The organism is Thermostichus sp. MS-CIW-23, assembly GCF_054059455.1.
Window position 1 is genome coordinate 1 of record NZ_JBSSCC010000041.1, and the last position, 25,329, is coordinate 25,329.

Genomic DNA, 25,329 nt, shown 5'->3' on the forward strand with positions numbered 1-25,329 from the left:
TTTGCCGTGTTTTCCTGAGTTGACCACCTGTCAACAAGAGCGGGTGGCTGCGGCCATTGCTGAAATCCTCTCAGAAAAAACCTGCCCGTAGCACTCAGTTATGTCTGCCTTATGGTCATTTCGATTCAAACTAGAACACTGCACCCACGCCCACAGTCATTTTAAATAAGAATGAAACGAAATGAAACGTTTCCATCCCATTGCTTCCCAACTCCCCTCTCCCTCTGGGAAGAGGACTGGGGGTGATCTCGGAAGCGGTATGGAGCGCTTGGGGATTGTCTCAATCCAGCTTGAAAGGACTACAAATGGCCAAAAAACGAAGTCTCCAGACCCGTCCTCCCAGTGCGGCGGAAGGAAGCCAGCAGGGTGTCAATTCTGGGACTCGACCGGCTGCGGCGGCTGCCATTTCAGCACCAAGGTAGAAAGTTGCGGCAGGCAGAGCTCGAGGGAGTAGGGCAAGTTGTGGTAGGCCCAGTCGTCTGTCCACTTGCCCCCCAAATTGCCTACCCCGCTGCCCCAAAACTCCACAGCATCGCTGTTGAGCAGCTCTCGATAAAAGCCTCGCTCCGGCACTCCGATGCGGTAATTGGGCCAGACCACCGGCGTGAAGTTACAAACCACCACCACCCACTCACTGGGATCCTCCCCATAGCGGATGAAGGAAACAATGCCGCGATGGTCGCTGCAGTCGATCCAGCGGAACCCTTCTGGCTTGGTGTCTTGGGTGTACAGGGCAGGTTCGGAGCGCAACAGGTGATTCAGGCTGGCCACGTAGTGGCGCAACTTGGCGTGGGGTTCATACTGCAGCAGCTCCCAGTCCAGATCTGCCCAAACATTCCACTCATTCCACTGGCCAAACTCCATGCTCATGAACAAGGTTTTCTTGCCAGGGTGGGTGAACATGTAGCCGTATAAAGCCCGCAGGCTGGCGAACTTATGCCAATGATCCCCCGGCATTTTGCCCAACATGTGGCTCTTGCCATGCACCACCTCATCATGAGAAAAGGCCAGCATGTAATTTTCGCTGAAGGCATACATGAGGCTGAAGGTAACCAAATGGGGATGGAACTGGCGGAACCAGGGATCCATGTGGAAATAATCCAACATGTCGTGCATCCAACCCATGTTCCACTTCAAGTTGAAGCCCAGCCCACCCACATGGGTTGGCCAAGTTACCATCGGCCAAGCAGTAGATTCTTCGGCAATGGAAAGCGCACCGGGGTTGTATTTGAAAATGAGGGTATTGAGCTGCCGGAAAAAGTCGATGGCTTCGAGGTGTTCCCGCCCGCCGTAGGGATTGGGGATCCACTCTTTGCGGTCATAATCCAGATAAAGCATCGAGGCCACCGCGTCCACCCGGATCCCGTCGATGTGGTATTTCTCGAACCAAAAAAGGGCATTGGCCACCAGATAATTGCGCACCTCGTTGCGGCCATAATTAAAGACCAAAGTGCCCCAACCTTTGTGCTCGCCTTTGCGAGGGTCGGCGTACTCGTACAGGTGAGTACCGTCGAAAAAAGCCAGCCCATGCCCATCTTTGGGGAAATGCCCAGGCACCCAATCGACAATCACGCCGATCCCGGCTTGGTGAGCCCGATCGACAAAATACATAAAGTCTTGCGGGGATCCATAGCGGGATGTTACGGCATAGTAGCCAATCACTTGATAGCCCCAAGAGCCATCAAAGGGGTGTTCTGCCACCGGCAACAGCTCGATGTGGGTGAAGCCCAGCTCCTTCACATAGGGGATCAATTTGTCCGCCAGCTCGCGGTAGGTGAGGAAGCGAGTATTGGGCTTTTGGTCCACCAGCACACTTTGCCCTTCGGCAGGTGGATCTTCAGCCGAGGCGTGCATCCAGGATCCCAAATGCACCTCATAAACCGAAATCGGCGAGCGCAGGGGGTCGGTGGCGGCGCGTTTTTCCAGCCAGGCTTGGTCGTGCCAGGTGTAGGTGTTGAGGTCGGCTACGATGGAGCCGGTTTTGGGGCGCACCTCCTGTTGGAAGCCATAGGGATCCGATTTTTCGTAGATATCCCCCCAGGAAGTTTTCACCTCGTACTTGTAGATGGCGCCTGGCCCTATGCCGGGGATGAACACCGCCCAGATGCCGCTTTCGCCCAGCCGCTTCATCTGGTGTTGACGCCCGTCCCAGTGGTTAAAATCGCCGATAACGCTGACGTTGCGGGCGTTGGGAGCCCAGACGGCGAAATGCACCCCCTTCACCCCGTCCACCGTGATGGGATGAGCGCCCAGCTTGTCGTAGATGCGGTGGTGATTCCCCTCGTTGAACAAGTAGCGATCCAGCTCGCCAATGTGGTTGACCTTCTCCAAGGGAAAGCGGTAGGGATCCTCCCATTCTTCCAAGTGTTCCCCTTGGGGATCCCAGACCCGTTGGGCCCGCAAAAAATAGTCCGGCAGAGGGGTTCCCGGCTCAAAGCGCAGCTCGAATAGCGTTTCCGGGTGCAGCGGCTGCATCGGGTAAGCCTGTCCAGTGGCGCGTTCCACCAGCCAAACCTGCCGAGCATTGGGCACAAGGGCGCGCACCAACCCAAAGGATTTCCCGGCCTCTTCTATCTGCTGGGGGCCCAAAACGGCATAGGGATCCTGCCATTGGTTGGAAACAAACTGACCCACTTGTTCGGCAGACAGGAGAAAGCCCATCGGGAACCCTCAGTAAATGACCATTCTAGTCTAGCGGTGGCTGACCCCCAGTTTGCGCTGTCAGCTCCAGGCCCGCCTCCAGGCAAAGAATCCCTGCAAGAAGTTCTGCAGGCGGGGGTTGGTGGCCAATTGTTGCTTGCGGTGCTGCAGGGCCGCCTTGGCATTCACCTCCGAGCGGGTGGGGTAGATGTGGATCCCGGTCAGGGCAGAGACGGGCAGCCGCCGGCTCATGGCCAAAACCACTTCATGAATCAGCTCTCCCGCCTGGGATCCCACCAGGTGCGCCCCCAAAATCTGGCCGTTGCGTCGACAGATCAATTTGGCAAAGCCCAGGGGGGCAGCTTCTGCCTGGGCCCGATCCACATCGGCAAACTCCTGTTTGAGCACCACCACATCCTTGCCGTATTGCTGCCGGGCTTCGCTTTCGGTGAGGCCCACACGGGCCAGCTCCGGCTCGGTAAAGATGGCCCAGGGAATGACGCGATAACGCGCTTGGCTGAGGGGGAAAAACAGGGCATTGACCAAGGCCACTGCCGCTTCGTAGGCCGCCACATGGGTAAATTGCGGCCCGCCGATGACATCCCCACAGGCGTAGATGCGGGGATTGCGGGTTTGCAGCTTGGCATTTACCTGGATCCCTTGGGGGGTGTACTGCACGCCGGCGGCTTCTAGACCCAGCCCTTCCACGTTCGGGATCCGACCGGCGGCCACCAAAATCTCTTCTGCACGGATCACTTGATCACCTGCAGCGGCGGTGCCTGCCCCGGAATTGGCCTTTAGGGAAAGCAGCTTTGCCCCTTGCTCTTGGCCAACTGCTGTGGCGCGTACCCGGGTGAGGATGCGGATCCCATCTTGGGCCAACTGTTGCTGCACCACCTGGGCGGCTTCGGGATCCTCCTTGGGCAAGATGCGCTCGCGGCTGGCAATGAGGGTCACCTCGGATCCCAGACGGGCCAGAGCTTGGCTTAACTCGCAGCCTACCGGCCCCGCCCCAATCACCGCCACCGATTTGGGCAAACGGGTCAAGTCAAAGATCGATTCGTTGGTCAGATAGCCCGCCTCGGCCAAGCCCGGCAAGGGGGGAACCCAAGGACGGGATCCGGTGGCGATGACAAAAGCCCGCGCCTGTACCTGCCGTCCTGCCACCTCAAAGGTGCGCCCATCCACAAAGCGGCCCTTGGCAAACACCATCTCCACCCCCAGTTGGCGGAAGCGATCTGGCGAATCGGCGTGGTTGGCGATGTAGCTCTGGGCAGAGCGAATGTGTTCGTACACCTTGAGGTAATCCACCGCGATCCCTGCTGGGCCAGGGAGAGTTACCCAACCGGCAGCAATGGCCTGGCGCATCCGATGGACGGTATGGGCCACGTGAAGAAGGGCTTTGCTGGGCACACAGCCATGCCAGAGACAATCTCCGCCCAGGCGGTCGCTTCCTTCCACCAGCAGCACCTTGGCCTTCAGTTGGGCAGCAGCGCTGGCCACCACCAGACCCGCCGCACCAGCGCCAATGACCACAATATCGTAGGAGACAGGCATGGCTTGTTCTGAACAAAAACATCGGGCAAAAGATAGCACCATCCTATGTCTTGAGTGGGCCGGGGGTAGGCTGGGAGAAGTCCTTGCCAAAGGATCCCTTTCTGGATGGGAGAAGAACTTGCTAAAGTGGGACGGATTGACCCCTTAGAATCTGGGTTGATCCGTCTGTTCTACCTTTCAGGGTTTGGGGACTTATGACTATCCTGCTGCCGAGCGAACCTATCTTGGCCGTGAGCATCTTCGGCATGGGCCTGCCAGAGCTGGCCGTGATTGGGGTGATCGCGGTGGTCGTGTTTGGCCCCAAGAAGCTACCGGAGTTGGGCAGCGCCTTTGGCAAAGCGTTGCGGAGTTTCAAACAAGAGATGAACAACCCCAGCAGCGATGACGAGCCTGCCGGCACGGAAAAGGTGGAGAAGGATGCCGCCTGAGGGTCGCGGAGAGGGGTGGGATCCCAACTCCTGCAAGGGGCCTGCTGCCGGAACTGTTGAGAGGGGGGATCCAAGCCAGCTTCGATCAGAAGTAAAGTCAGCTCGCAAGGGAGCCGGCTCCAGGGCTAGTGTATAGTTCTGGAAAGTTCCCCAGCCTAGTGCTACCGGCTGAGCCAGGATCAGCCTGGATGGGCCCATCGGATGCCCCAGAGGTGGTATGGCTGAGCTGACCGATTTCGAGTTGATGCGCCAGATCCAACTGCGGGATCGCCGCAGCCACTTCTTGCTCAAGGATCGCTATCGGAAGCGCCTGCTGGATATTGCCTTGGCCATTCTCAAGCAACCTCACCAGGCAGAAGAGGTGGTGCGGCAGGTGTTTGAGTTTTGCTGGAAACACGCCGATGCCTTTGACCTGCAGCGGGATCGCTCAGTGGCTCTGTGGCTCTACGAGTTGACAGCCTTTCAGGCTAGGGAACGGCTGCGGCGTTGGGCTTGGCTACCTGCCCCCCTCTCCATTCAAACTTCGGCTCCCCTGTGGCCGCAACGTCTTCTCTGGGGCAGCCTGGCAGTGCTGGGGATCTACGCGGTAGCCATAACAGCGGCCTACTGGCGGCTGCGCTGGCAGTGGGGATCCCCCATCGAGGGAGAGTCAGCGGCGCTTCAACGGCTCTATCAAGAGTGGCAACGACAGCCGCAAGTGCAGCGAACCCTGCTGCGGGATCCCAGCTTCAGCACTCCCCTGTTGGTGCAAGCCCTCTGGTCACCCCATGCCAAGCAGGTGCTGCTCTTGGCCTCGGAGATGGCCCCTGCCCCCCCAGGGAGCACCTATCAACTGTGGCTGGAGTCGGAGATCCAGGGAGGGGGACGACTGCTGGAAAGCGCCGGCACCTTTGCCGTCAACGGGGAAGGATCCCTGCAGTGGCTCAGTCAACCCCTCCATTCTGAGCAGCCGACCCGCCTCCTCATCACCCTCGAACCGGCAGGAGGGAGCGAATCCCCCACAGGCCCGCCTCTGCTGCAGAGCAGTTTCTGGATCCCTGCCGCCCAGCCATGATCAGGAGAGATTGGGGGATAACTGGGGGGCTTGTCTCCCGCTTTTGCGCCGCTTAGCATGGGATCCCCGCAAGCGCACCTTAAGACGGTAGCGAACCGTTTCGTGAACGACCTTATAGGAGGCATCCACACCGTGCGTTTCCCGCAGCCATTCGCGGATGTCGCTGTAGGTACGGAATCGGCCAGGCTGATGCAGCTCCTGCTTGAGGATTTCCAAAACCGGCTTGGGGATGAGGGGTTTGCGCCCTTGGTTGCGGGGCACCGTCAACATGCCCTCTAGCCCCCTGGCCTTGTAGCGTTGAAACCATCGAAAAATCGTTGAGATGTCCCGCCCCAGAATTTCAGCCAAGCCTGTCATCGTCTTGACTTTCCCAATCTTGAGCAGGTAGAGAGCTTGAACCCGCTCCTTCCCGGTCGGTGTAGACTGCTTGCTTAGTAGGGATTTGAGCTCTTCAGCCGATTCCTGAATGTCGAGCTTGAGGACTCCAGCCATGTTGGGGCGTCGCAGAACAGCGTTGAATTCGTTGGCTGGCGGAGAGTCTACCACAGTAACTTGGGGTTTTGGAAGTTGTTCGTGAAGTTTGCCTGGGCATCTCTTGACGTTTACAGAATCTCAGAATCTCCAGCTGAAAAATCTCCAACAGGCCACCCTTGTCGCTTTTCAGGATAGGCGGGCAAGGGATCCCCTCTAGGGCGGCAGGCCGTGGCTGTAGGAGTGGCTGTAGGATCAGAGGGCAAGCTTGCCGACGCTGCACTATGGTTCTTCGCAAGTATCTTGCAGGAGAGGGGCTGCGTTGGTTTCGCCTGGCCCTGCAGTTGCAAGGATCAGTTGTGCCGGCAGTGCTGCCCCGCGCCTTTACCTGCGGCTTGGTCGGAGTGCTGGTTTCGGTTCTGTATAAGTTGGGGCTGCCCCTGGCGCTGTCGTCCTTGGTGGCGTTTGTGCCCAACATCGTTTTGGGTTTGATGCTGGTGTTTCGGACAAACACCGCCTACGAACGGTTTTGGGAGGGGCGGAAAGCTTGGGGAGCCGTGGTGAATGACGTGCGCAACTTGGCCCGCTTGATTTGGGTAGCCATTGAAGAAAAGCAGCCCGGCGACCGGGAAGAGAAGATCCAAACTCTATATCTGTTGCCCGCCTTTGCCATGGCCATGAAACAGCACTTGCGCCAGGAACCTTTGCTGGATGAGATTCAGCCCCTCCTCAGCCCGGAGCAGTTGCAACGTCTCCAAAGCCTCAAACACCCCCCCTTGCAAATTGCCTTTTGGATTGGAGATTATCTGCAGCGCCAATACCAAAAGGGCTGCGTTGAGGTCTACCAGCTCACGATCATGGTGGAGCGGCTCAACAGCATGGTGGATGCGCTGGGGGCCTGTGAGCGCATTCTCATGACCCCAATGCCGATGGCTTATGCCCTGCACTTGAAGCAGTTGCTGTTGCTTTACTGTTTGTCTTTACCGTTTCAAATGGTGGAGGGTTTGGGTTGGATGACCGGCCCCATTGTGGGATGGCTGAGCTTTATGTTGTTTGGCGTTGAAGAGATCGGCATCGAAATTGAAAATCCCTTTGGCCGGGATCCCAATGATCTGCCCCTCGATAACATTTGCAACAAGATGAAGCACAATATTGCGGATTTGATCAATTCCACTTAGGGAACTCTCGCCGTTCTGGATGGCAGGGCAGCTGCCCATTTCAGATCCTCAGCCGGCACCTACCCCTAGTGGAGATAGCCGGGGCGAACCCGATGATTGAGAGGAAGGGATCCCTATATCTTGGGTAGGGAACAAGATGGGTTTGCTAAACTGTGGACAATTTGCCGAGGTGCTCTGGGGATGGCCTGCTCAACCTGCACATTTTTACACCTGGCCGATGTGCATCTGGGCTATGACCGCTACGACAGCCCGGAGCGGAGCAAGGACTTCTTTTTGGCTTTTCGGGATGTTGTCCGGCGCTATGCCATTCAGGATCCGGTGGACTTTGTGCTCATCGCCGGAGATCTGTTCGAGCATCGGCAGATTCAGCCCGGCGTTCTCAACCAAGCCCAGATCGTCTTGCGGGAGCTGCAGCAGGCCGGGATTCCGGTGTTGGCCATCGAGGGCAACCACGACAACCGTCCCTATGGCGTGAAAACCAGTTGGCTGAGGTACTTAGCCGATCACGGGGAGTTGATCCTGCTGGAGCCGGAAGCAGGGGAAGAGGGCCTGGAGTTGCGTCCCTGGGCGGGTGGGCGAGGGGGCTACCTAGACCTGCCCTGTGGGGTGCGGGTGATTGGATCCCAGTGGTACGGATCGGCAGCCCCTCGGTCGATTGAGCAGTTGGCGGCGGCCATTCGACGGTTGCCCCCCGGCCCAGAACGGGTGGTGTTGATGTTCCACCACGGTCTAGAGGGCCAAATTGCCCGTTACCAAGGCGCTCTGCGCTACAAAGATCTGCTGCCCCTGCGGGAGGCAGGGGTGGGCTACCTGGCCTTGGGACACATTCACAAAAGCTATTCCGAGGGGGGGTGGATCTTCAACCCGGGATCCCTGGAGGCCAACAGCACTGCCGAATGGGACTTCCAACGGGGGGCCTATCGCGTCCGCTGGGGAGATGGCCCACCCCAAGCGGAGTTGGTGCAGGATTACCATCAGCGGCCCCGCCGCCGGCTCTATCTGGAGGCCAAGGGCAGAGAAACCCCCGAACAGATTGCTGCAGCAGCCATTGCCTTGGCTAAGGGATCCCGTTTTCAGGAAAGTGAGATGGAGCCGATGGTGGAGTTGCGGCTGGTGGGACAGGTGGGGTTCGCCAAGCATGAGCTGGATAGCCGCGCCCTACAGGGTCAAATTCAGCAGCTTACCGGCGCCTTGCTGGTTCTGTTTCGTTTTGAGGCCAATACTTTAGAGCTCGGGTCGGCTGCCCTTTCCTTGGAAGAAGAGGGGCAGAGGCTACAAATCGAAGAGAAAATCTACAGGGATCTGCTGAGCAGCCATGCCCACTACCGCAAACGCAGTGAAGAGCTAGCGCGGCTGCTTCTGGATCTTAAAGAAAAGGTTTTGGATGGGCAAGGAGAATCTGAAGTGTATGCTCACCTAAGGGGAGCTTTTGATGCTCCGCATCGCTGTCGCGAATGGGGAGCAGAAGACTGATTATGCGGATCCTCTCTCTCGCTTTACAAAACTTCAAATCTCATGAGGATGCCGTCTTCACGTTTGAGCCAGGTATTAACGCCATTTGCGGAGAAAACGGAGCGGGCAAGACCAGCATTTTGGAAGCCATTGCCTGGGTTTTGTTCGACTACTGCCCCTACAGCCAAGAAGAAATCATTCGCTCCGGGGCCAACGACGCAGTGGTGACTGTGCAATTCATCTCCCAATGGGATCAGCGCACCTACGATGTTCGCCGCAGCGTAACGCAGGGATATCGTCTCTTTGATCCCCAACTGAAGCAGCGCCTAGAGTATGAGCGCAAGTCCGATGTGCTGCCGTGGCTGAGGCAACATTTGGGCGTACCTGCCGGTACCGACCTGGCGCGGCTCTTTGCCACAACGATTGGGGTGCCCCAAGGGACTTTCACGGCAGACTTTCTCAAAACCGGTCGAGATCGCAAAGAAGTTTTCGATCGCATCTTAAAGGTGGAAGAGTACCAGCAGGTAGCCAAAGACCTGTTGGCGGTCGAAAAATACAGCGAGGCGCAGATTCAGGCCATTAATCATCAAATTGAATTGCTCCGCCAACAGCTACAGGAGTGGGATCCGCTGCAAGCGGAGCGGCAGAAAATCCAACAAGAACTGAGTTATTGGCAAGAGCGCTTGAGTCAATCGATCCACACTCTGGATCAGGTTAAGCTTGAGATCGAGCGACTGGAGAAATGGCTTGAGCAAATCCAAACTTTAGATCACCAGATTGCCCAACTGGAGCAAAAGGGATCCCTGCTTCAGGTATCTCTTGAGCAGGCAGAAAAGTTATGGGCAGAGGCCAGGCAAGCTCAAGCGCAGCAACAGCAATACTGGGAGGGATCTCAGCATTTTTTGGCCACAGAAGCTCGCTTGCGGGAGCTGGAAAAACAGCAACAGCAACGCTTGGAGTGGCTGAAACAGCGGGATGCTTTGCTCTCGCAAAAGCAGCATATCGAAAACCAATTGGCAAGACTTCAAGAAAAGTTAAGCCAACAGCAGCGCTGGAAGCAGGAGCTAGAGGAGCTAACCCCGCAAATTCAGGCCCAAGAGGAGCTAGAGCGTCAGCAGACCTATTGGACTCAACAGCTCAACACGTTGCTACACCTGCACCGCGAATGGGAACAGATCCAGGCAGAATGGACAGCCCACGCCGAGCGCTGTCAACTGCTACAAAGCCGAGTGCAAGAAGCTGAACAGGCCCAGGCCATATGTCGGCAGCATCAATTGACCTACAACCGTTATTTGCAGTTGGAAACCCTCATTGCAGAGCAGGAAGCGCTGCGGCGAACCCGACAAACTTTACTGGCTCAACGGGAAACTTTGCAACATCAACTGCATCGATTGGAGCTGCAGGGATCCGAATATCAGCAACAACTCCAGATCTTCCAAAAAATGGAGGCGGAAAAACTTGAGCTGCAACCCCTGTGTGAACGGCAGGCCTCCCTGGAGCAGCGCCACTCCCAACTTGGCGAGAAGTTGGCTTCCTTTCAGGCTCTGCGCCTTGAACTCAAACAACGGGAAACGGAGCAGGAACAAGGCCAAGTCCAATTGCAACAACTGCAGCTCCAACTGAGACAACGGCAGGCGGATTTGGAGCGGGTAGCCGCCATTCCTGCGCTCGAAACTCAACAGGAGCGATTGCAAACTCAGCTCAGCCGCATTGCCGCAGCTCGTCAATTTCAACAGGAGCTACAAGCCCTTTTTGAGCAGGGCTCGGATCAATTGGCTCAACACCATCACAGCATCCGGCAACTTCTGGACGAATTGGAAGCGCAGCGACACAACTATCCCCAACTTCAATCTCTGTGGCAGCGGATCCCAGAGGTACTCACTCGATCTTCAGCACTCAGCCAACAGTTGCTCCAGTCCATCCATCAGATTTTGCAGGATCTGGCTCCCCAAACTTCCGAGCCCCAACTTCGTCAGCAGTTGTCCAACATCCAAAAACAACTCAGGACTTTGCAACCCTTGCTCGGCCTAACCGCACAAATACCCGATTTACAAGCCCAAATTCAGCAACTGCTGCAGTTGCAAGCCGAACGACAAAGCAGAATTGATGATCTTCACTGGGATCTTGAGGCTGAGCCCACCTTCCTTCGGCAACAACAGGAAATTGGCCAGGCGCTGCAAGAACTGGGGGATCCCAGAGGGCAAATCCAGCGCTTGGAAAGAGATCTCAGCCGCAAGTCTAGGGTTGAGCAAGAATATCAACAAATAGCGGCCCATGTTCAGCAACTCCAACAGCAGATACAAGCCCTAGAAGAGCAGCTGCAACCGCTTTCAGATCTGGATGAAAGAATTGCAGCTTTGCGGGAAGAACAAGGCCGGCACCGCAACAACTACGAGACCTTTATCCGCATGCAGCCTCTTGCCCAAAGTTTACCCCGACGGCAAGATGAACTCCAAGCGGCCCAGTTGGCCCTAGATCAAATCCAGAAAGCCAAGCAAGAAAAACAAGCCCAGATCGACCGCTGGGAACAAACAGAGGGATCCAAAGATGACCTGCAAGCCCAAATTGCAAAAGCCGCCGAAACCCTAAGGGCACTGGGGGATCCCAGAAGTCAAGCCGAACGGCTCAAAGCAGAGTTAAAACAGGAAAAGCAATATTTACAAATGCAGGCCGACTGCCTGCAGCAGCTTCGGGATTTGGAAGCAGCACTCAGCCCTATTGACGAGGCCCTATCCCAAACCGAGCACCTGGATCGGGAGGTGGGATCCCTGCAGGAAGAACGCGAACGATACCGTTTAGATCACGAGCGCTATCTGCAGGCAGAACCCATTGCCCAATTGCTTCCCCAGCGGGAACAGGAACTGGCCGAGCTAAACGCCCAGCGGCAGCAACTGCAAACTCAGCTTTCCCAACTTCGCGCAGCACGGGATCCCTTGGCTGCTCTGTATCGACCGCAGGAGCATGAGCGCCTTCGATCCCTTTTGCAGGCCACTGAAATTCAAAAAGCCGAAGCCCAGGCCCGCCTGGAGAGCCTAGCTCCTCAACTGAGCAAAATTGAGGAAAAGTTGCGGCAATTGGAACAGGCCAAGGCCAGCTTAAAGCAAGTCGAGGCCGAAAAAACTGAGAGAGAACGCCTGCACCGCTTTATCAAGTTTAGCCGAGATACCTATAGAAAAGCCGGCCCTCAAATTACCCAATACTACCTGCAGCAGATCAACCATACTGCCGATCACCTCTTCCGAGAAATTCTCAACCGTCCCAACGTCACCCTGACCTGGGAAGCCGATTATGAGATCCGCGTTCAAGAAGCCGGCAGCCCCAAACGACGGTTTGCCAGCCTTTCCGGGGGAGAGCAAATGTCGGCGGCCTTGGCAGTGCGCTTGGCTTTACTCAAGGTGTTGGGACAACTAAATATTGCCTTTTTCGATGAGCCCACCACCAATATGGATGCCCAACGGCGACAGCGGCTGGCAGAGGCTATTACCAACCTGCGATCTTTTGAGCAGCTGTTTGTCATCAGCCACGACGATACCTTTGAGCAAATGACAGAAAATGTTATTCGGGTGGAAAGGCACTCCGGATCCAAGTCGGTAGGGAGGGATCCCGCCCATGGTGTTTAGAGCCGACCGGATCCTGGCGGTGCTGCAGCAGAAGCGGGAGGCCTTTGCCACTTTTGATCAAAGGCTGTCGGAGCGCAGAGAATACTATAAGCAGGCCATGGAAAGCTTGTGCCAGTGGTCAAGCCTAGAGATTGCCGAAAAAATAGCTCCATTCCCTTTCCCAGGCGCTTTACCTACTGCAGAGTGGGATCGCTACTCCAATTGGAGGATCCCTTTTGAGCAGGAATGGGCCAATTACGAAGAAAGCCGCGATTGGGCGAAGTCGGTCATTGAAAATATTCCTACCTTTGCCGTAGATGGATCCCAGATTTATCCCAGCAAAGATCTGTCAATACCGGTGGCGCTGGTGCAAATCGGCTGGTATGAAAATTATCACTGCGCAGCAGGCTTGTACGAAAAAGACATCCAAGTGGATGTATTGACTCCAAGGGACCTGGGATCCGACAGCAGCGGCGAACCGAAAGAGCGAATGGTTAACATGCGCCGCTTTCAAATGGAAATCGAGAGACTTGTAGAATACATTCAAAAATCTCAACCGGGATCCCGAAAATTGGCCTTTTTGGACGGGGCGCTGGTGGCTACTTTTGCCGAAGTCTTTGAGCCAGAAAGCCAAGACTTTTATGTGCAGTGTTTGCTCCAGCTTCTGCGGGCCAGCGAGCAAAGCCGGATCCCCATCGTGGCCTACATAGACACCACCTACACTTCCGATTTGGTGGCGTTGCTGAAGCATTGTTTTGACCTACCCGAAGCTCCACAGCTTCACGATGCGCAACTGCTTAGTCCCTGGTTGGAGTGGGGGGATCGCACGCCTTTTTTCATCTGTGCCCGCGGCGGCAGCCTCAACCCCCAAGATGGGATCCTCAACTCCTACCAAGAAATGCGGGAGCGAGTGGGGTTTGTTTACCTGCGCACCAATGACAACTTTCCGGCCCGCTTGGAAATACCCGTTTGGGTTTATGAGGCAGGACTGTTGGACTGGTTGGTGGATCTGGTTCGCTGTGAGGTGGTGATTGGGCGAGGTTATCCTTATGTGCTGGAGACAGCCGATCAAATAGCCGTTATCCGCAATGAGGATCGCAACCTTTTCTTGCGTCTCATGCAAGATTGGGCCGCTCGCGAAAAGCTGAACCTAAGGCTATCCCGGAAAACAGTAAGTAAATTACAGCGGAGACGAGTTCGATGAGATTGGGAAAGGTAGTTCGCTCCAACAATCACTGTGATTATGTGGTGCAGGTGGACGATGCTTTAGAAGTCAAAAATCCGCCGGCTCCTGATGACTATGGCTTCGGCAGCTTTGTCAAGCTAGAAAGCGACCGGCGACACTGGGCCGTAGGTCTGGTCTACAACACACAGCTTCTGAACCCGATGTTCCTCAATTCTGGGCCGCGCCTTTCCAGCCAGCCGGATCCCTATTTTTCCCCCGATTTGCAGAATGAGGTGCGCACATTGCTCTCGGTGGTTTTAATCGGGGCTCTGGATGAAGAGCGCCGCTGTGGCCGGCAAGGGATCCCACGCGTGGTGGTGCCTGTAAACACGCCGGTTTTTCGCATGAGCCGGGAAGAGATCCTGCGCTTTCACCAGGATCCCCAAGGTCAAACCCAATTTTCCTACTATGGTTTGCTGCTGAGTAGCGGCGGCAACTTTGCCAATCATTTAATCTACCAAGTCTTGAATGACATTACGCCGATGTTTGCCGATCCAGCTCAACGGCGAGCTCTGCAAATCTTAAGCAAAGAATTGGCCTGGAAAATGACTGTAGGAGCGATGCGCTGATGCCCCAAAAAATCACCGATAATGGCCACCATCCAGAAGCCACCCTCTCTCCAACTGAGGACTCTCCAGAGGTAATTGGCACCGTCAAAGGGCCTGGAGAAACCTCTAACCAATATGTTTTCATCACTTCCAATACCCAAGCGGTAAAGGTGGGCGATTTCGTCTACTACGAAGTCCAGGATCCCCAATCGCAAACCCTGCAAATCTTGGGCAAAATTAGCCAGGTTCAACTCCTCGATCACATCCCCGATCGCATCTTTGCCGATACCGAAATCGATCCCAGCACCATTGTGGCTTTGGTGGGCTTTACCCATCCCAATCCGGAAATCTATGCGGTTACCGTCGAGGTCATCGGCTATTTCAATCAGAAGATGGGCTTTATTAACCCCCGCCGCGCTCCGGATCCCGGTGCCAAGGTTTTTCTGGCCTCCAATCGTCTGCTGAAATCAATTTTGAACAAACGAGATGAAACAGCCATTGGGGGTGCTCACTTGGGCAGCCTGTTGTTGCGCGATGAGGGGGCGGTGCCCGTGGTGCTGGATGTCAAAGAAATGGTCAGCACCCATCTGGCCATTTTGGCGGGGACAGGATCCGGCAAATCTTATACAGCAGGGGTTTTGATTGAAGAGCTGCTTTTGCCCAAAAACCGAGCTGCCGTCCTCATTTTCGATCCCCACGGGGAATACCACACGCTGGCAGAAATGCAGTCCCACCCCAAGTTTTTGGGGGAAGATGGCTACCGACCCAAAGTCAAGGTTCTTTCACCACAGGAAATTAAGATTCGCGTATCTTCTCTCAACTTCTTTGATATTCTGACCCTGCTGCCGGAAACCAGCGATCGGCAAAAATCTTTTCTGGAAAAAGCCTTCCGCAGAACAACTCAATTTAACCCGATCCGCTGGACGATTCAGGACTTAATCGATGCCGTAAACGAGGCTGATTCCGCAGAGGATGGATCCCAAGGATCCTCAGCCGCCGCCTTGGAGTGGAAATTAGAACAGATCGACCGTTCTCCCTATTTCGACAATTTGCAACACCTAGCTCCCAAAGACTTGTTTGAGCCGGGGCAAGTAACCATCCTGCAAATGCATGAGATCAGCCAAGAAGAACAGCAGGTGATCGCTGCTGCCATCTTGCGCCAGGCCAACTATGCTCGGATCAATACCCACAAAGGCAAGATCCAGCCGGGGGACGAAAATTACTTGCCTTATCCCGTCTTTATTTTGCTGGAAGAGGCCCATCGGTTTGCCCCTGCCCACGAGCCTTCCCGTTGCAAACAGGTGCTGCGCACCATCCTCAGCGAAGGACGCAAGTTTGGACTGGGGGTAGGGCTGATCACGCAACGCCCTGGCAAGTTGGACTCGGATATTCTGTCTCAATGCATGAGCCAATTTTTGATGCGAATTGTCAACCCTGCCGATCAGGAAAATTTGCGCCACAGTGTCGAGGCTGCCGGACGGGATCTGTTGCAGGAATTGCCCGCCTTGAGCAAAGGTCAGGTGATCATCTCCGGTGTGTGCGTCAATACCCCCGTGTTATGTAAAGTGCGGAAGCGTTATACGCAGCATGGCGGCGAAACGTTGGATATTCTTGGCCTCTGGCAAAGGCATTCCCAAGAGCACCACCAACGGGATCGCTTGGCCCAGTCGGCCCCTCTCAAACCGCGTCCTCAACCTCAGGTGGTGGATGGACTCAGCATTGATTAGCAATGGCCCAAAACTCCAACTGTGGCCTGATCTCAATCGCTGAATCTGCCAAATCTACAATCCGAAACCACTGCTTGATTGCAATACAATTCATTTCACAGAAACAAGTTTTGGGGCGAGCAGGATGAGGAAACAAGCCCTTTTGCCAGGTTTGCTGGGCATTGCCGTTGCGGTTCTGCTGGGATCCGGGCCTGCCTATGCTCAGTTGCGGCTGATTCCCCAAGCAGCGCGGCAGGTATACGAAGCTCTGCCGGATCTGCCCCTGGAAAACACCTACACCCCTATTAACCCCAACGATGGCGGCCCCGCACCCGAAGAGGATACTTTGGTGCGGCGAATGATGATCTATCACCTGCAGGTGGCTGGTCGCTCCCCCACCGACCGCTTTGACTGGCAACTGACGCTGGCAGACTATTTCGATGCCAACGAGCCAATCATCGCCCAACGGTATCCCGGTGCCGACCGCCTCACGGTCAACCCCTACGCCCAAGACAAAGCCGTTGTACAATCCCTGAACCGGCAACAGCGACAGGCCCTGCTGGAAGCCCTTGTGCTGGCCTTCGGTGGGGATCCCAACCCAACGCCCCTCTACATTCCCGCCGACGGGGATCCTGCCCCTACCCGTCCCACCCCAGAACCTATGAAGCCCTTGCTGCTTCCCGGCAGCGGATCCGCTGACTTGCTCAGGCCCTAGCCGAGGTTTCCCGCTAACTCAAGGCTTGCCCGGTGTAGTTCTCAATGCAGCGCAGGAACAGCTCTACCCCAATGCCAAGGGCAGCCTCATCGAAGTCGAAGCGGGGGTGGTGGTGAGGGTAGTTCAGGCCCCTTTCGGGGTTGGCGGATCCCAGGAAAAAGTAGCAGCCAGGCACCTCATTCAGGAAAAACGAGACATCCTCTCCGCCCATGGTCATTTCTGGGATGATCCTCGCCTCTGGGCCAAACACCTCGCGGGCAGACTGTTCCACCAGAGCTGCCATAGCAGGATCGTTTTGAACCGCCGGATAGCCCCGCTCGAATCGAAACTCATAGGTGGCTCCGTAGGCTTGGCAAATGCCGGCAACGATTTCTTCCATGCGCTTTGGGATCAAATCGGCCACTTCAGGGTGAAAACTGCGCACAGTACCCCAAATTTCTGCGCTTGGGGCGATAACGTTGAAGGCATCGCCAGCCCGGAAACGGCCCACCGTCACCACCGCCGGCTGCAGCGGATCCACATTGCGGGAGACAATGGTCTGCAAAGCATTGACAATGTGGGATCCCACCACAATGGCATCCACTGTTTGTTGGGGAAGGGCAGCATGTCCGCCTCGCCCGATCACCTGAATCTGAAAGCGGTCGGCAAAGGCCATCGAGGGGCCACTTTTCACGCCAATAGTGCCCAGAGGGCGATTATTCCACAGGTGTAGGCCGAGGATGGCTTCCACATCCGGGTTTTTCAGAACCCCCGCCTCCAGCATGGGCTTGGCTCCGCCGGGGCCTTCTTCGGCAGGTTGAAAAATGACCTTGACGGTACCCCTGAGGTGGTGGCGGTGCTGTTGCAGCAGCTTGGCGGTGCCCATAGCAATGGCCGTATGGCCGTCGTGGCCACAGGCGTGCATGACGTTGGGGATGGCGGAGCGGTACTCGACTTCATTGGCCTCATGAATGGGCAGGGCATCCATATCGGCCCGCAGCGCCAAAACCGGCCCCGGCTGCTCTCCCTCAATGGTGGCCACGATGCCGGTGTGGGCAATGCCGGTCTGGTGCGGGATCCCCCAGCTTTCCAGGCGCTGGCTGATGTAGGCGGCGGTTTGCTTCTCCTGGAAGCCCAGCTCAGGATACTTGTGGATGTGGCGGCGCCAGGTCACCAACTCGGGTTGTAAAGCTCGAACAGCAGGGCGAAGTGCGGGAAAGGACATGACCTGAAAAACAAAAAAACAAAAATGTCTTGGAAAACCTTCACCGATGGCCAGTGTTGGTTGCATGCAGTTGCCTGTCGATTTTGCCCAGTATGGCATTGCTGAGGCTGCTTTCCGCTCGGCGTCGAGGTGGACATCTAGGCCCACTGGGATCCGGTTTCCGGCGGCAGATCCTGCCAGCGGCCCGGCCCCACTGCTCGCAAAGCTTCCTGCAAGGAGATCGCCCCTGAGTAGAGGGCCTTGCCCAAAATGGCCCCTGTCAAACGGGGCAAGCTCAACAAAGCCAGCAAATCGGTCAGCGAGCCGATCCCTCCCGAAGCAATCACAGGCAGGCGGGAGATGGCGAGGATCTCCTGCAACTGTTGTAGGTTGGGGCCGGCCAGGGTGCCATCCCGGCCAATGTCGGTGTAGATGATGCCGGCGACGCCCTGTTCCCCCACCCGTTGCACCAATTCGGTGGCCCGCAGGGGAGTGGTGCTCAGCCAGCCGCGGGTGGCCACTTGCCCCTGCCGAGCGTCGATCCCCACCCAAACCCGACCGGGCAAGGCTTGGGTCATCGCCTCCAGGGTGTCGGGATCCTCCACGGCCAGGGTGCCAACGATCACCCGATCCACCCCCAGCTCCAGCAACTGCCGCGCCCGTTCCAGGGATCGGATCCCACCCCCCACCTGCACCGGGATGGCCAGGCTGCGGACAATGCGCTCAATGATGGGCAGGTTGACTGGATCCCCGCTTTTGGCTCCGTCCAGATCGACCACATGCAGGCGAGGGGCACCCTGTGCCGCCCAAGCTTCGGCCTGCTGGATGGGGTCATCGGCCACCTGTTCCGCCTGAGCGTAATCCCCCTGGTAAAGGCGCACGGCGCGGCCCTGCAAAAGGTCGATGGCGGGGATCACCTCCAGAAAAGCAGTTGAGTAAGGCATGATGGGATCCCTTGAGGGGCTTTTCCAGTATCGCCTGGGAGCGGCCTTGCTCCAGCGGAGATCTGGATCTCTAGACCCTAAAGTGCTCCACACCGCTGACGCGATGGGAGAACATCCTGAGATGACTATGAACGCGCGCCAACTGGCTCTGTTGGCTCTGCAGAAAATCGAGCGCCAAAACGCCTATGCCGACCTGGTTCTGGGGCATTTGTTGGCCAACAGCAGCCTGATCCCCGCCGACCGGCATCTGGTCAGCGAGCTGGTGTACGGCGTTACCCGCCGTCGTCGCACCCTCGACGCCCTAATCGACTGCTTTGCCCAACGTCCTGCCCACAAGCAACCGCCCGATTTGCGGCTCATTCTGCACCTTGGCCTCTACCAGCTGGCTTTTTTGGATCACATCCCCCCCAGCGCTGCCATCCACACCAGCGTGGAATTGGCCCGCCAGATGGGGCTGGGATCCCTGACAGGGGTGGTGAACGGCATCTTGCGCGCCTACCAGCGGCAAGTGTTGGATCAGCCAGAGAAGGATCCCCTCAAGCCCCTCGAGGACACTCTGCCAGCCGACCCAATTCAGGCTTTGGGGATCCGGCACAGCTTTCCCGACTGGCTGGTGCGTCTGTGGTGGGAGCAGCTGGGGCCAGCAGAAGCCGAGCAGTTGTGCGCCTGGTTCAACCGACCGCCCCACCTAGATCTGCGGGTTAACCCGCTGCGGGCAGAGGTAGACAGGGTCATCCAAGCCCTGGCAGAAGCAGGGATCCCTGCCCTCCCCATCTCCGAGGTGCCGGGCGCCTTGCGACTTCAGGATCATGCTGGCGACATCACGGCCCTGCCCGGCTTTGCCCAGGGTTGGTGGAGCGTTCAAGATGCCAGTGCCCAGCAGGTGGTGCATTGCCTGGATCCCCAGCCGGGAGAGCGGGTGATCGACTGCTGCGCTGCTCCGGGCGGCAAGACCACCCAAATAGCCCAACACATGCAGGATCGAGGGGAGATTTGGGCTTTGGATCGTCACCCCCACCGTCTGCGGCGCCTAGAGGAAAATGCCCATCGCTTGGGCTTGACCTCAATCCGTTCCCTGGCCATCGACCTGTTATCCCTGAGCGCTGCCGCCGATCGCGTCAGCGGGACGGAGTCCTTACCCCCCCCTCCCTTGCCCCCCTGGCAGAGTGCTGACCGCGTACTGCTGGATGCCCCCTGCTCCGGCTTGGGAACCCTGCACCGCCATGCCGATGCCCGCTGGCGACAAACCCCAGAGCGGATCCCAGAGTTGGCCCACCTGCAAGCTCAGCTTCTGCAGGTGGCAGCCCGTTGGCTTAAGCCGGGCGGGGTGTTGGTGTACGCTACCTGCACGCTGCACCCTGCCGAAAACGAGGAGATCATTCAAGCCTTTCTCGACAGCCACCCCAATTGGGCTGCTGAAGGGGATCCCCTGCTCATCTGGCCCCACCGGCAGGATCGGGATGGATTTTTTATCCAACGGCTGCGCCGCTCCGGTTACTAACTCCCCTCTCCCTCTGGGAGAGGGGCTGGGGGTGAGGGCAGCAACGCCGAAGACTTGGGGAGTACCTTAACCATTGCCACATGGCTTCTGAGCTGCTGACCAGTCCGAAAAACCCCTGGATCCGCAAGTTGCGGCAGTTGCACCGCAGCAAAGGCCGGCGGGAACAGGGCGCCTTTTTGGTGGAGGGATCCCACCTCATCGAAGAAGCCCTGCGAGTTGGCTGGCCCCTGCAGGCTCTCTGCTACACGCTTGAGTGGGCTGAGCGTTACCCACAATTGCTGGCCAATCTGCCCAAGAGTCTACGGCGGCAGGCCGTCAGCTCAGAAGTCATGGCAGCGCTCTGTACCACCGAGTCTCCCGAAGGAGCTGTGGCCGTGGCCGTCAGTTGGCAGATTTCCTCTCCCCCCCTGTCCAAGTTACGTTTGGGCCTTGTGGTGGAAACGCTGCAAGATCCAGGCAATTTGGGATCCCTAATCCGAGTCGTGGCCGCCGCAGGAGCCGACGGCCTTTGGCTAAGCGCAGACAGCGTCGATCCCGAAAACCCCAAAGTCTTGCGGGCCTCTGCCGGCCAGTGGTTTCGCCGTCCGCCCCAAGTCGTGCCCGACCTAGCCGCCTGGATCCAGAGCTGCCGTTGCCACGGGATCCAAGTCTTGGCTGCTACCCTCTCCCCCACAGCAAACTGCTACTGGGATCAAGATCTCACCCGCCCTACCCTTTTTCTCCTGGGCAACGAAGGGGCTGGCCTGAGGGAAGCGACTATCCAACAGGCCGATGCCCAGGTGCGGATCCCGATGGCCGAGGGTGTCGAATCTCTGAACGTCGCTATGACGGGGGGGTTGTTGCTCTACGAGGCCCTGCGCCAGCGGCGATCTCGCTCAGGAAGCGCTCCCTGAACAGCTAGCTGCTCCCTCAGAACTCTTCCTCTACAAAGACCGCATCCTCATTCTCTTCCTGCTCTCCCTCCTCCATCGCTGCCGGCCGGCTGGCGGAAACCGTCACCCCCGCAGAAAGTTTCTCCCGCACAGCCGCTTCCACCTCCGCTAGGAGCTCTGGGTTTTCCTTCAAGTAGACAACCAGATTGTCCCTTCCTTGGGCAACATTTTCCTCCTTGTAGCTGTACCAAGAGCCGCGCCGCTTCAGAATGCCCATCTCATCTGCCAGATCGATGATGCAGCCGATGTTGGAGATGCCCTGGCCAAAGATGATGTCAAATTCTGCCCGCCGAAAAGGGGGGGCAACTTTGTTTTTCACCACCTTGACCCGCGCTCGGATCCCGTATTCTTCCGCACCTTTTTTCAGGGTTTGAACGCGGCGAATATCTAGCCGCACCGACGCATAAAACTTAAGGGCATTGCCGCCGGTGGTGGTCTCCTGGGGGCCATAGCCTATGCCGCCAATTTTGGAGCGCAATTGGTTTAAGAAAAGAACGATGGATCCGGTTTTGCTGACATTTCCGGCAATCTTGCGCAGCGCTTGGCTCATCAGGCGCGCCTGCAATCCCACATGGGCATCTCCCATATCCCCTTCGATCTCAGCCCGGGGCACCAACGCTGCTACCGAGTCCACCACCACGATATCCACAGCTGCCGAGCGCACCAACTGATCGACGATCTCCAGAGCTGCCTCTCCCGTATCCGGTTGCGAGATCAACAGGTTTTGAATATCAACCCCCAAAGCTGCTGCGTAAGTGGGATCCAGCGCATGTTCCGCATCCACAAAAGCTGCCGTTCCCCCTTGTTTTTGCACTTCGGCGATGGCATGTAGGGCAATTGAAGTTTTCCCAGAAGATTCCGGCCCAAAGACTTCGATAATCCGCCCTTTTGGGTAACCTCCGCCCAAGGCCAAGTCGAGGGTGATGGCCCCACTGGGTATGGTCTCCACCCGCATCTGGGTGGCATCTCCCAGGCGCATGATTGCCCCTTTGCCGAAATTCCGCTCGATCTGGCTTAACACCTGCTCCAGGGCTTTGCGTTTTTCTGACTTCAATTTGTCCGAGTCATCAGCAGTGTTCACAGCAGCGGCTTTCCGGGCCATAACCCGCATCCCCCCCAGGAGTCGTGGTGGAAAATCGAGCCTGCATTCTAACATTGTCGCCTTGCTCTGAGCGGATCCCTCTCCCTCCAACTGCAGTCAGCTCGTACCTTGCCTCGGTTCCTAACTCCCCTCTTCCTCTGGGAGAGGGGCTGGGGGTGAGGGCAGGTCTTCTGCATAGCCTTGCAGAGCGGGTAGAGTGGGCTAAAGGGATCTGCTCAGGAATGTCCCCACGGTCATGACTTTGGTCTTACAATCCCCCGGCCCGGTTGTGTTTAGTTGGGGGCCGCTCAGCCTGCGCTGGTATGGCTTATTGATCGGCCTGGCAATGGTGTTGGGCTTGCTCCTGGCTCGCCATCTGGCAGCTCGGCGTGGCCTTCCCCCCAGTTCCATGCCTGATCTGCTGGTGTGGTTGGTGGTTGGATCCCTGCCCCTTGCTCGCCTGTACTATGTGGCCTTTGAGTGGGAACGCTATCGAGATGGCCCTTGGTGGCAGGTCTTGGCCCTCTGGCAGGGGGGCATTGCCATTCACGGTGCCTTGATCGGCGGCAGTGCGGCGCTTTACCTGTTCGCCCGGCGGCACCGGCTGAGTTTTTGGTTGCTAGCCGATTGCCTTGTTCCCTCCCTCAGCCTTGGTCAGGGGATCGGACGTTGGGGCAACTTCTTCAACAACGAAGCCTACGGAAAGGTGTTGCCTCCGGATAGCCCTCTGTGGGTACAACTGCAGCTGCCTGATGGATCGCGCGTCCATCCCACTTTTTTGTACGAATCCCTCTGGAACTTTGGTCTCTTCGGGCTCCTGCTCTTTTTAAGCTACCGGCGCCAGCTTCCCCCCGGCACCCTCTTGGGCCTCTACCTGGTGGGGTACAGCCTGGGGCGCTTCTGGATCGAAGGCCTGCGCACCGATAGCCTCATGCTGGGATCCCTGCGGGTGGCGCAGGGGGTGAGCCTGTTGCTCATTGGAGCAGGCCTGGCCGCAATCTTGACAGCTCCCAAACGCGTTTCTGTTCACCCAAACGAGGCAACTTCCTCGCCTGGGATCCCCGCCCCAAAGGAGTTGTAAGCCATGGCCAGCGAACAGAATGAAGAGCTCTGGCAGCAAGCCTCCCCTCTGCTGCTGCCATCCGCCGCTGCTACCCAATCACTAGGGGCCCTCGTAGCTCAAGCCGCCCTTGGCTTCCTCGCCCCTTCAGGTCAACAAAAATCTCCCCCTCCCAGCCGCAGCCTCGGCTCCACTTCCGGCTTGGTCATTCTTCTCGAAGGTAATCTGGGCAGCGGCAAAACCACCTTTGTGCAGGGACTAGGGCAGGGCTTGGGGATCCCTGAACCCATCGACAGCCCCACCTTCGTGCTGGTGCAGGAATACCACACCGGACGGATCCCTCTTTTCCATTGCGATCTCTACCGCCTAGAGACCTCTTCTGCCGCTCGCGCCGGTGGGAAAGAATCCACACTCCTAGAAGACCTAGGGCTAGAAGAACTTTGGAGCCAAGGTGGGATCACCGCTATTGAGTGGCCCCAGTACCTCCGCCATCTGCCTGCGACCTACCTCTGGCTGCGCCTACAGCCCCATCCCCAGCAGGAAGGAGCCCGCCTCCTGTACGCCAAAGGAAAGGGATCCCAGACTGGCCACCTTTGGCAGCAAGTTCTTTCTCAATTCACTCAGCAAAACCTCGAAGAAGGGATCCACTTCTCCTCCTGAAAGTACTTGAAAGCAGAAGAAAAAGTTGAGATCCCAAAAGACTTATGGTCATTTCGATTCCAACTAGGACACTGCACCCGCGCCTAAAACGTTGAATGTACGGAGCCAGAAGGCTCTTCTCAGCAGTTCAGTCGCTTCACCCCAGCCTAAAACGACTATAAGCTCAAGGCAAACAGCCAGAATTCAGCCAAAAGTCATCCTCAGGCCAAATCAAACAGCAGCACCTCAGCCCCTTCTTCACTGAAAAGGTTGAGCTCGCTTTCCCTAGCAATAGCCACGCCATCTCCTTCTCGCAAAAACAAGCCATCCAGGGTCACATCGCCCCGAGCTATCTGCAGCCATCCGTAGCGCTTCTCATCCAAGTGTCGGTGAATGGTGCGTCCCGGCTCAATCAACCCCGCATAGAGATTCACATCCTGATGCACAATCACGGATCCCTGGCGCCCATCTCGAGAGGCAACTAAACAAAACTCATTGGGATGCTCTGTCAAACCCGTCGCTTTTTGTTCATAGCTGGGCTCCAGGTTTTCCTGCTCCGGCAAAATCCAAATTTGCAGCAGATGAACCTCCTCATCTGCCGAGTGGTTGTACTCGCTGTGCCAGATCCCTGTGCCTGCCGTCATCCGTTGAATTTCACCAGGACGAATCACAGATCCCGTGCCCAAGCTGTCTTTATGCTCAAGGATCCCTTCCAAAACATAGGTAACGATCTCCATGTCCCGGTGCCCATGGGTCGGAAAGCCAGCACTCGGGCTGATTCGGTCATCGTTAATCACCCGCAAAGCCCGGAAGCCCATGTAGCGAGGGTCGTAGTACTCTCCAAAAGAAAATGAGTGGTAAGTATCAAGCCAACTGAGCTTGACATGACCCCTCTCTTCCCGCTTGCGCAAAGTCAGCATCACAGTTTCTCCGAAACCTGACCCTCGCAACCATCTTATTAACTCTGCAGTCAGAATGTCAATATTCAAACAGTTTTATTTCTTCTTTTCCCTGCTATTCTCGCCAAAAACTTGCCAAAAATTTTGGGTTGGATATCTTGACGGGGTGGTGGGGGTGGGGATAGGGTAGTAAAGCGCCACAAGGCCACCCAGCCCCGGCGCCCCAGAACCTTGACAAGTAACTCGTTCAGTCAACCATCGCCAAGCAGCACAGCAGGCTCCCTGAGTCGGCTGGTGGCTGCATATTCAACCCTGTCAAGTTTCCATTTTTCCAGAGACAAGCTCTTGAATTGACACGGAGAGTTTGATCCTGGCTCAGGATGAACGCTGGCGGTATGCTTAACACATGCAAGTCGCACGGACACCTTCGGGTGTTAGTGGCGGACGGGTGAGTAACACGTAGGAATCTACCCTCAGGCGGGGGATAACAGCTGGAAACGGCTGCTAATACCCCATA

General features: G+C 56.9%; 20 protein-coding genes and 1 rRNA gene. 14 read left to right on the forward strand and 7 right to left on the reverse strand.

Annotated features, from left to right (window positions below; all coding sequences use genetic code 11):
• Positions 1-369: 369 nt before the first annotated feature.
• Positions 370-2,661 (reverse strand): 1,4-alpha-glucan branching protein GlgB, encoded by a 2,292-nt coding sequence (glgB, locus tag ACVW0B_RS12120; RefSeq protein ID WP_414400148.1) that lies wholly within the window; start codon positions 2,659-2,661, stop codon positions 370-372.
• Positions 2,662-2,721: 60 nt separating this feature from the next.
• Complete coding sequence (locus ACVW0B_RS12125) at positions 2,722-4,197, reverse strand: dihydrolipoyl dehydrogenase family protein (protein ID WP_457491795.1); 1,476 nt, start codon at positions 4,195-4,197, stop codon at positions 2,722-2,724.
• 194 nt (positions 4,198-4,391) lie between these two features.
• Between ACVW0B_RS12125 and tatA the strand changes: the two genes are divergently transcribed.
• Entirely contained in the window at positions 4,392-4,625 is a 234-nt protein-coding gene (gene tatA, locus ACVW0B_RS12130; RefSeq protein ID WP_457491796.1) for a twin-arginine translocase TatA/TatE family subunit, read from the forward strand.
• A 217-nt stretch (positions 4,626-4,842) separates the two neighbouring features.
• Complete coding sequence (locus ACVW0B_RS12135; RefSeq protein WP_457491797.1) at positions 4,843-5,679, forward strand: anti-sigma factor domain-containing protein; 837 nt, start codon at positions 4,843-4,845, stop codon at positions 5,677-5,679.
• Here the strand turns inward: ACVW0B_RS12135 and ACVW0B_RS12140 are convergent, their stop codons facing one another.
• Positions 5,680-6,225 carry a helix-turn-helix domain-containing protein gene (locus ACVW0B_RS12140; RefSeq protein ID WP_457491798.1) on the reverse strand — a complete coding sequence of 182 codons (546 nt, stop codon included), beginning with the start codon at positions 6,223-6,225 and terminating at the stop codon, positions 5,680-5,682. It lies immediately after the preceding gene.
• Positions 6,226-6,434: 209 nt separating this feature from the next.
• Between ACVW0B_RS12140 and ACVW0B_RS12145 the strand changes: the two genes are divergently transcribed.
• From ACVW0B_RS12145 to ACVW0B_RS12175, 7 genes are all read left to right on the forward strand, one after another.
• The gene (locus ACVW0B_RS12145; protein WP_457491799.1) at positions 6,435-7,328 is read left to right on the forward strand and encodes a bestrophin family protein; all 894 of its coding nucleotides are present in this window, start codon (positions 6,435-6,437) and stop codon (positions 7,326-7,328) included.
• Positions 7,329-7,508: 180 nt separating this feature from the next.
• Positions 7,509-8,801, forward strand: a complete 1,293-nt coding sequence (locus ACVW0B_RS12150) for a metallophosphoesterase family protein (protein ID WP_457491800.1) — start codon at positions 7,509-7,511, stop codon at positions 8,799-8,801.
• Between the two features lie 2 nt (positions 8,802-8,803).
• Positions 8,804-12,400 (forward strand): AAA family ATPase, encoded by a 3,597-nt coding sequence (locus ACVW0B_RS12155; protein WP_457491801.1) that lies wholly within the window; start codon positions 8,804-8,806, stop codon positions 12,398-12,400.
• Entirely contained in the window at positions 12,390-13,583 is a 1,194-nt protein-coding gene (locus tag ACVW0B_RS12160) for a DNA double-strand break repair nuclease NurA (protein ID WP_457404080.1), read from the forward strand. The genes ACVW0B_RS12155 and ACVW0B_RS12160 overlap by 11 nt, the downstream gene beginning before the upstream one ends.
• Positions 13,580-14,173 (forward strand): hypothetical protein, encoded by a 594-nt coding sequence (locus tag ACVW0B_RS12165; RefSeq protein WP_011433556.1) that lies wholly within the window; start codon positions 13,580-13,582, stop codon positions 14,171-14,173. The genes ACVW0B_RS12160 and ACVW0B_RS12165 overlap by 4 nt, the downstream gene beginning before the upstream one ends.
• Positions 14,173-15,879, forward strand: coding sequence for an ATP-binding protein (locus ACVW0B_RS12170; protein WP_457491802.1), 1,707 nt, complete (start codon positions 14,173-14,175; stop codon positions 15,877-15,879). The genes ACVW0B_RS12165 and ACVW0B_RS12170 overlap by 1 nt, the downstream gene beginning before the upstream one ends.
• A gap of 124 nt (positions 15,880-16,003) precedes the next feature.
• A complete protein-coding gene (locus tag ACVW0B_RS12175) occupies positions 16,004-16,573 on the forward strand; it encodes a hypothetical protein (RefSeq protein WP_457491803.1) in 570 nt (189 codons plus the stop codon).
• A 13-nt stretch (positions 16,574-16,586) separates the two neighbouring features.
• Here the strand turns inward: ACVW0B_RS12175 and ACVW0B_RS12180 are convergent, their stop codons facing one another.
• Both ACVW0B_RS12180 and hisA read right to left on the reverse strand, forming a co-directional pair.
• Positions 16,587-17,777 (reverse strand): M20 metallopeptidase family protein, encoded by a 1,191-nt coding sequence (locus ACVW0B_RS12180; protein WP_457491804.1) that lies wholly within the window; start codon positions 17,775-17,777, stop codon positions 16,587-16,589.
• Positions 17,778-17,914: 137 nt separating this feature from the next.
• Positions 17,915-18,679 (reverse strand): 1-(5-phosphoribosyl)-5-[(5-phosphoribosylamino)methylideneamino]imidazole-4-carboxamide isomerase, encoded by a 765-nt coding sequence (gene hisA, locus ACVW0B_RS12185; protein ID WP_457491806.1) that lies wholly within the window; start codon positions 18,677-18,679, stop codon positions 17,915-17,917.
• A gap of 148 nt (positions 18,680-18,827) precedes the next feature.
• Between hisA and ACVW0B_RS12190 the strand changes: the two genes are divergently transcribed.
• Positions 18,828-20,201, forward strand: coding sequence for a 16S rRNA (cytosine(967)-C(5))-methyltransferase (locus ACVW0B_RS12190; protein WP_457491807.1), 1,374 nt, complete (start codon positions 18,828-18,830; stop codon positions 20,199-20,201).
• Positions 20,202-20,281: 80 nt separating this feature from the next.
• Positions 20,282-21,094 carry a TrmH family RNA methyltransferase gene (locus tag ACVW0B_RS12195; protein ID WP_414331991.1) on the forward strand — a complete coding sequence of 271 codons (813 nt, stop codon included), beginning with the start codon at positions 20,282-20,284 and terminating at the stop codon, positions 21,092-21,094.
• A gap of 16 nt (positions 21,095-21,110) precedes the next feature.
• Here ACVW0B_RS12195 and recA read toward each other — a convergent pair whose 3' ends face one another.
• Positions 21,111-22,235 (reverse strand): recombinase RecA, encoded by a 1,125-nt coding sequence (gene recA, locus ACVW0B_RS12200; protein ID WP_414351429.1) that lies wholly within the window; start codon positions 22,233-22,235, stop codon positions 21,111-21,113.
• Between the two features lie 235 nt (positions 22,236-22,470).
• Between recA and lgt the strand changes: the two genes are divergently transcribed.
• Together lgt and tsaE are read left to right on the forward strand one after the other, a co-directional pair.
• Positions 22,471-23,295 (forward strand): prolipoprotein diacylglyceryl transferase, encoded by an 825-nt coding sequence (gene lgt / locus ACVW0B_RS12205; protein ID WP_011433548.1) that lies wholly within the window; start codon positions 22,471-22,473, stop codon positions 23,293-23,295.
• A 3-nt stretch (positions 23,296-23,298) separates the two neighbouring features.
• The gene (gene tsaE, locus ACVW0B_RS12210; protein ID WP_457491805.1) at positions 23,299-23,934 is read left to right on the forward strand and encodes a tRNA (adenosine(37)-N6)-threonylcarbamoyltransferase complex ATPase subunit type 1 TsaE; all 636 of its coding nucleotides are present in this window, start codon (positions 23,299-23,301) and stop codon (positions 23,932-23,934) included.
• 200 nt (positions 23,935-24,134) lie between these two features.
• Here the strand turns inward: tsaE and ACVW0B_RS12215 are convergent, their stop codons facing one another.
• Positions 24,135-24,833 carry a pirin family protein gene (locus ACVW0B_RS12215; RefSeq protein ID WP_414341852.1) on the reverse strand — a complete coding sequence of 233 codons (699 nt, stop codon included), beginning with the start codon at positions 24,831-24,833 and terminating at the stop codon, positions 24,135-24,137.
• A gap of 331 nt (positions 24,834-25,164) precedes the next feature.
• Here ACVW0B_RS12215 and ACVW0B_RS12220 point away from each other — a divergent pair.
• Positions 25,165-25,329: ribosomal RNA gene (locus tag ACVW0B_RS12220) — 16S ribosomal RNA — on the forward strand; the annotation flags it as partial.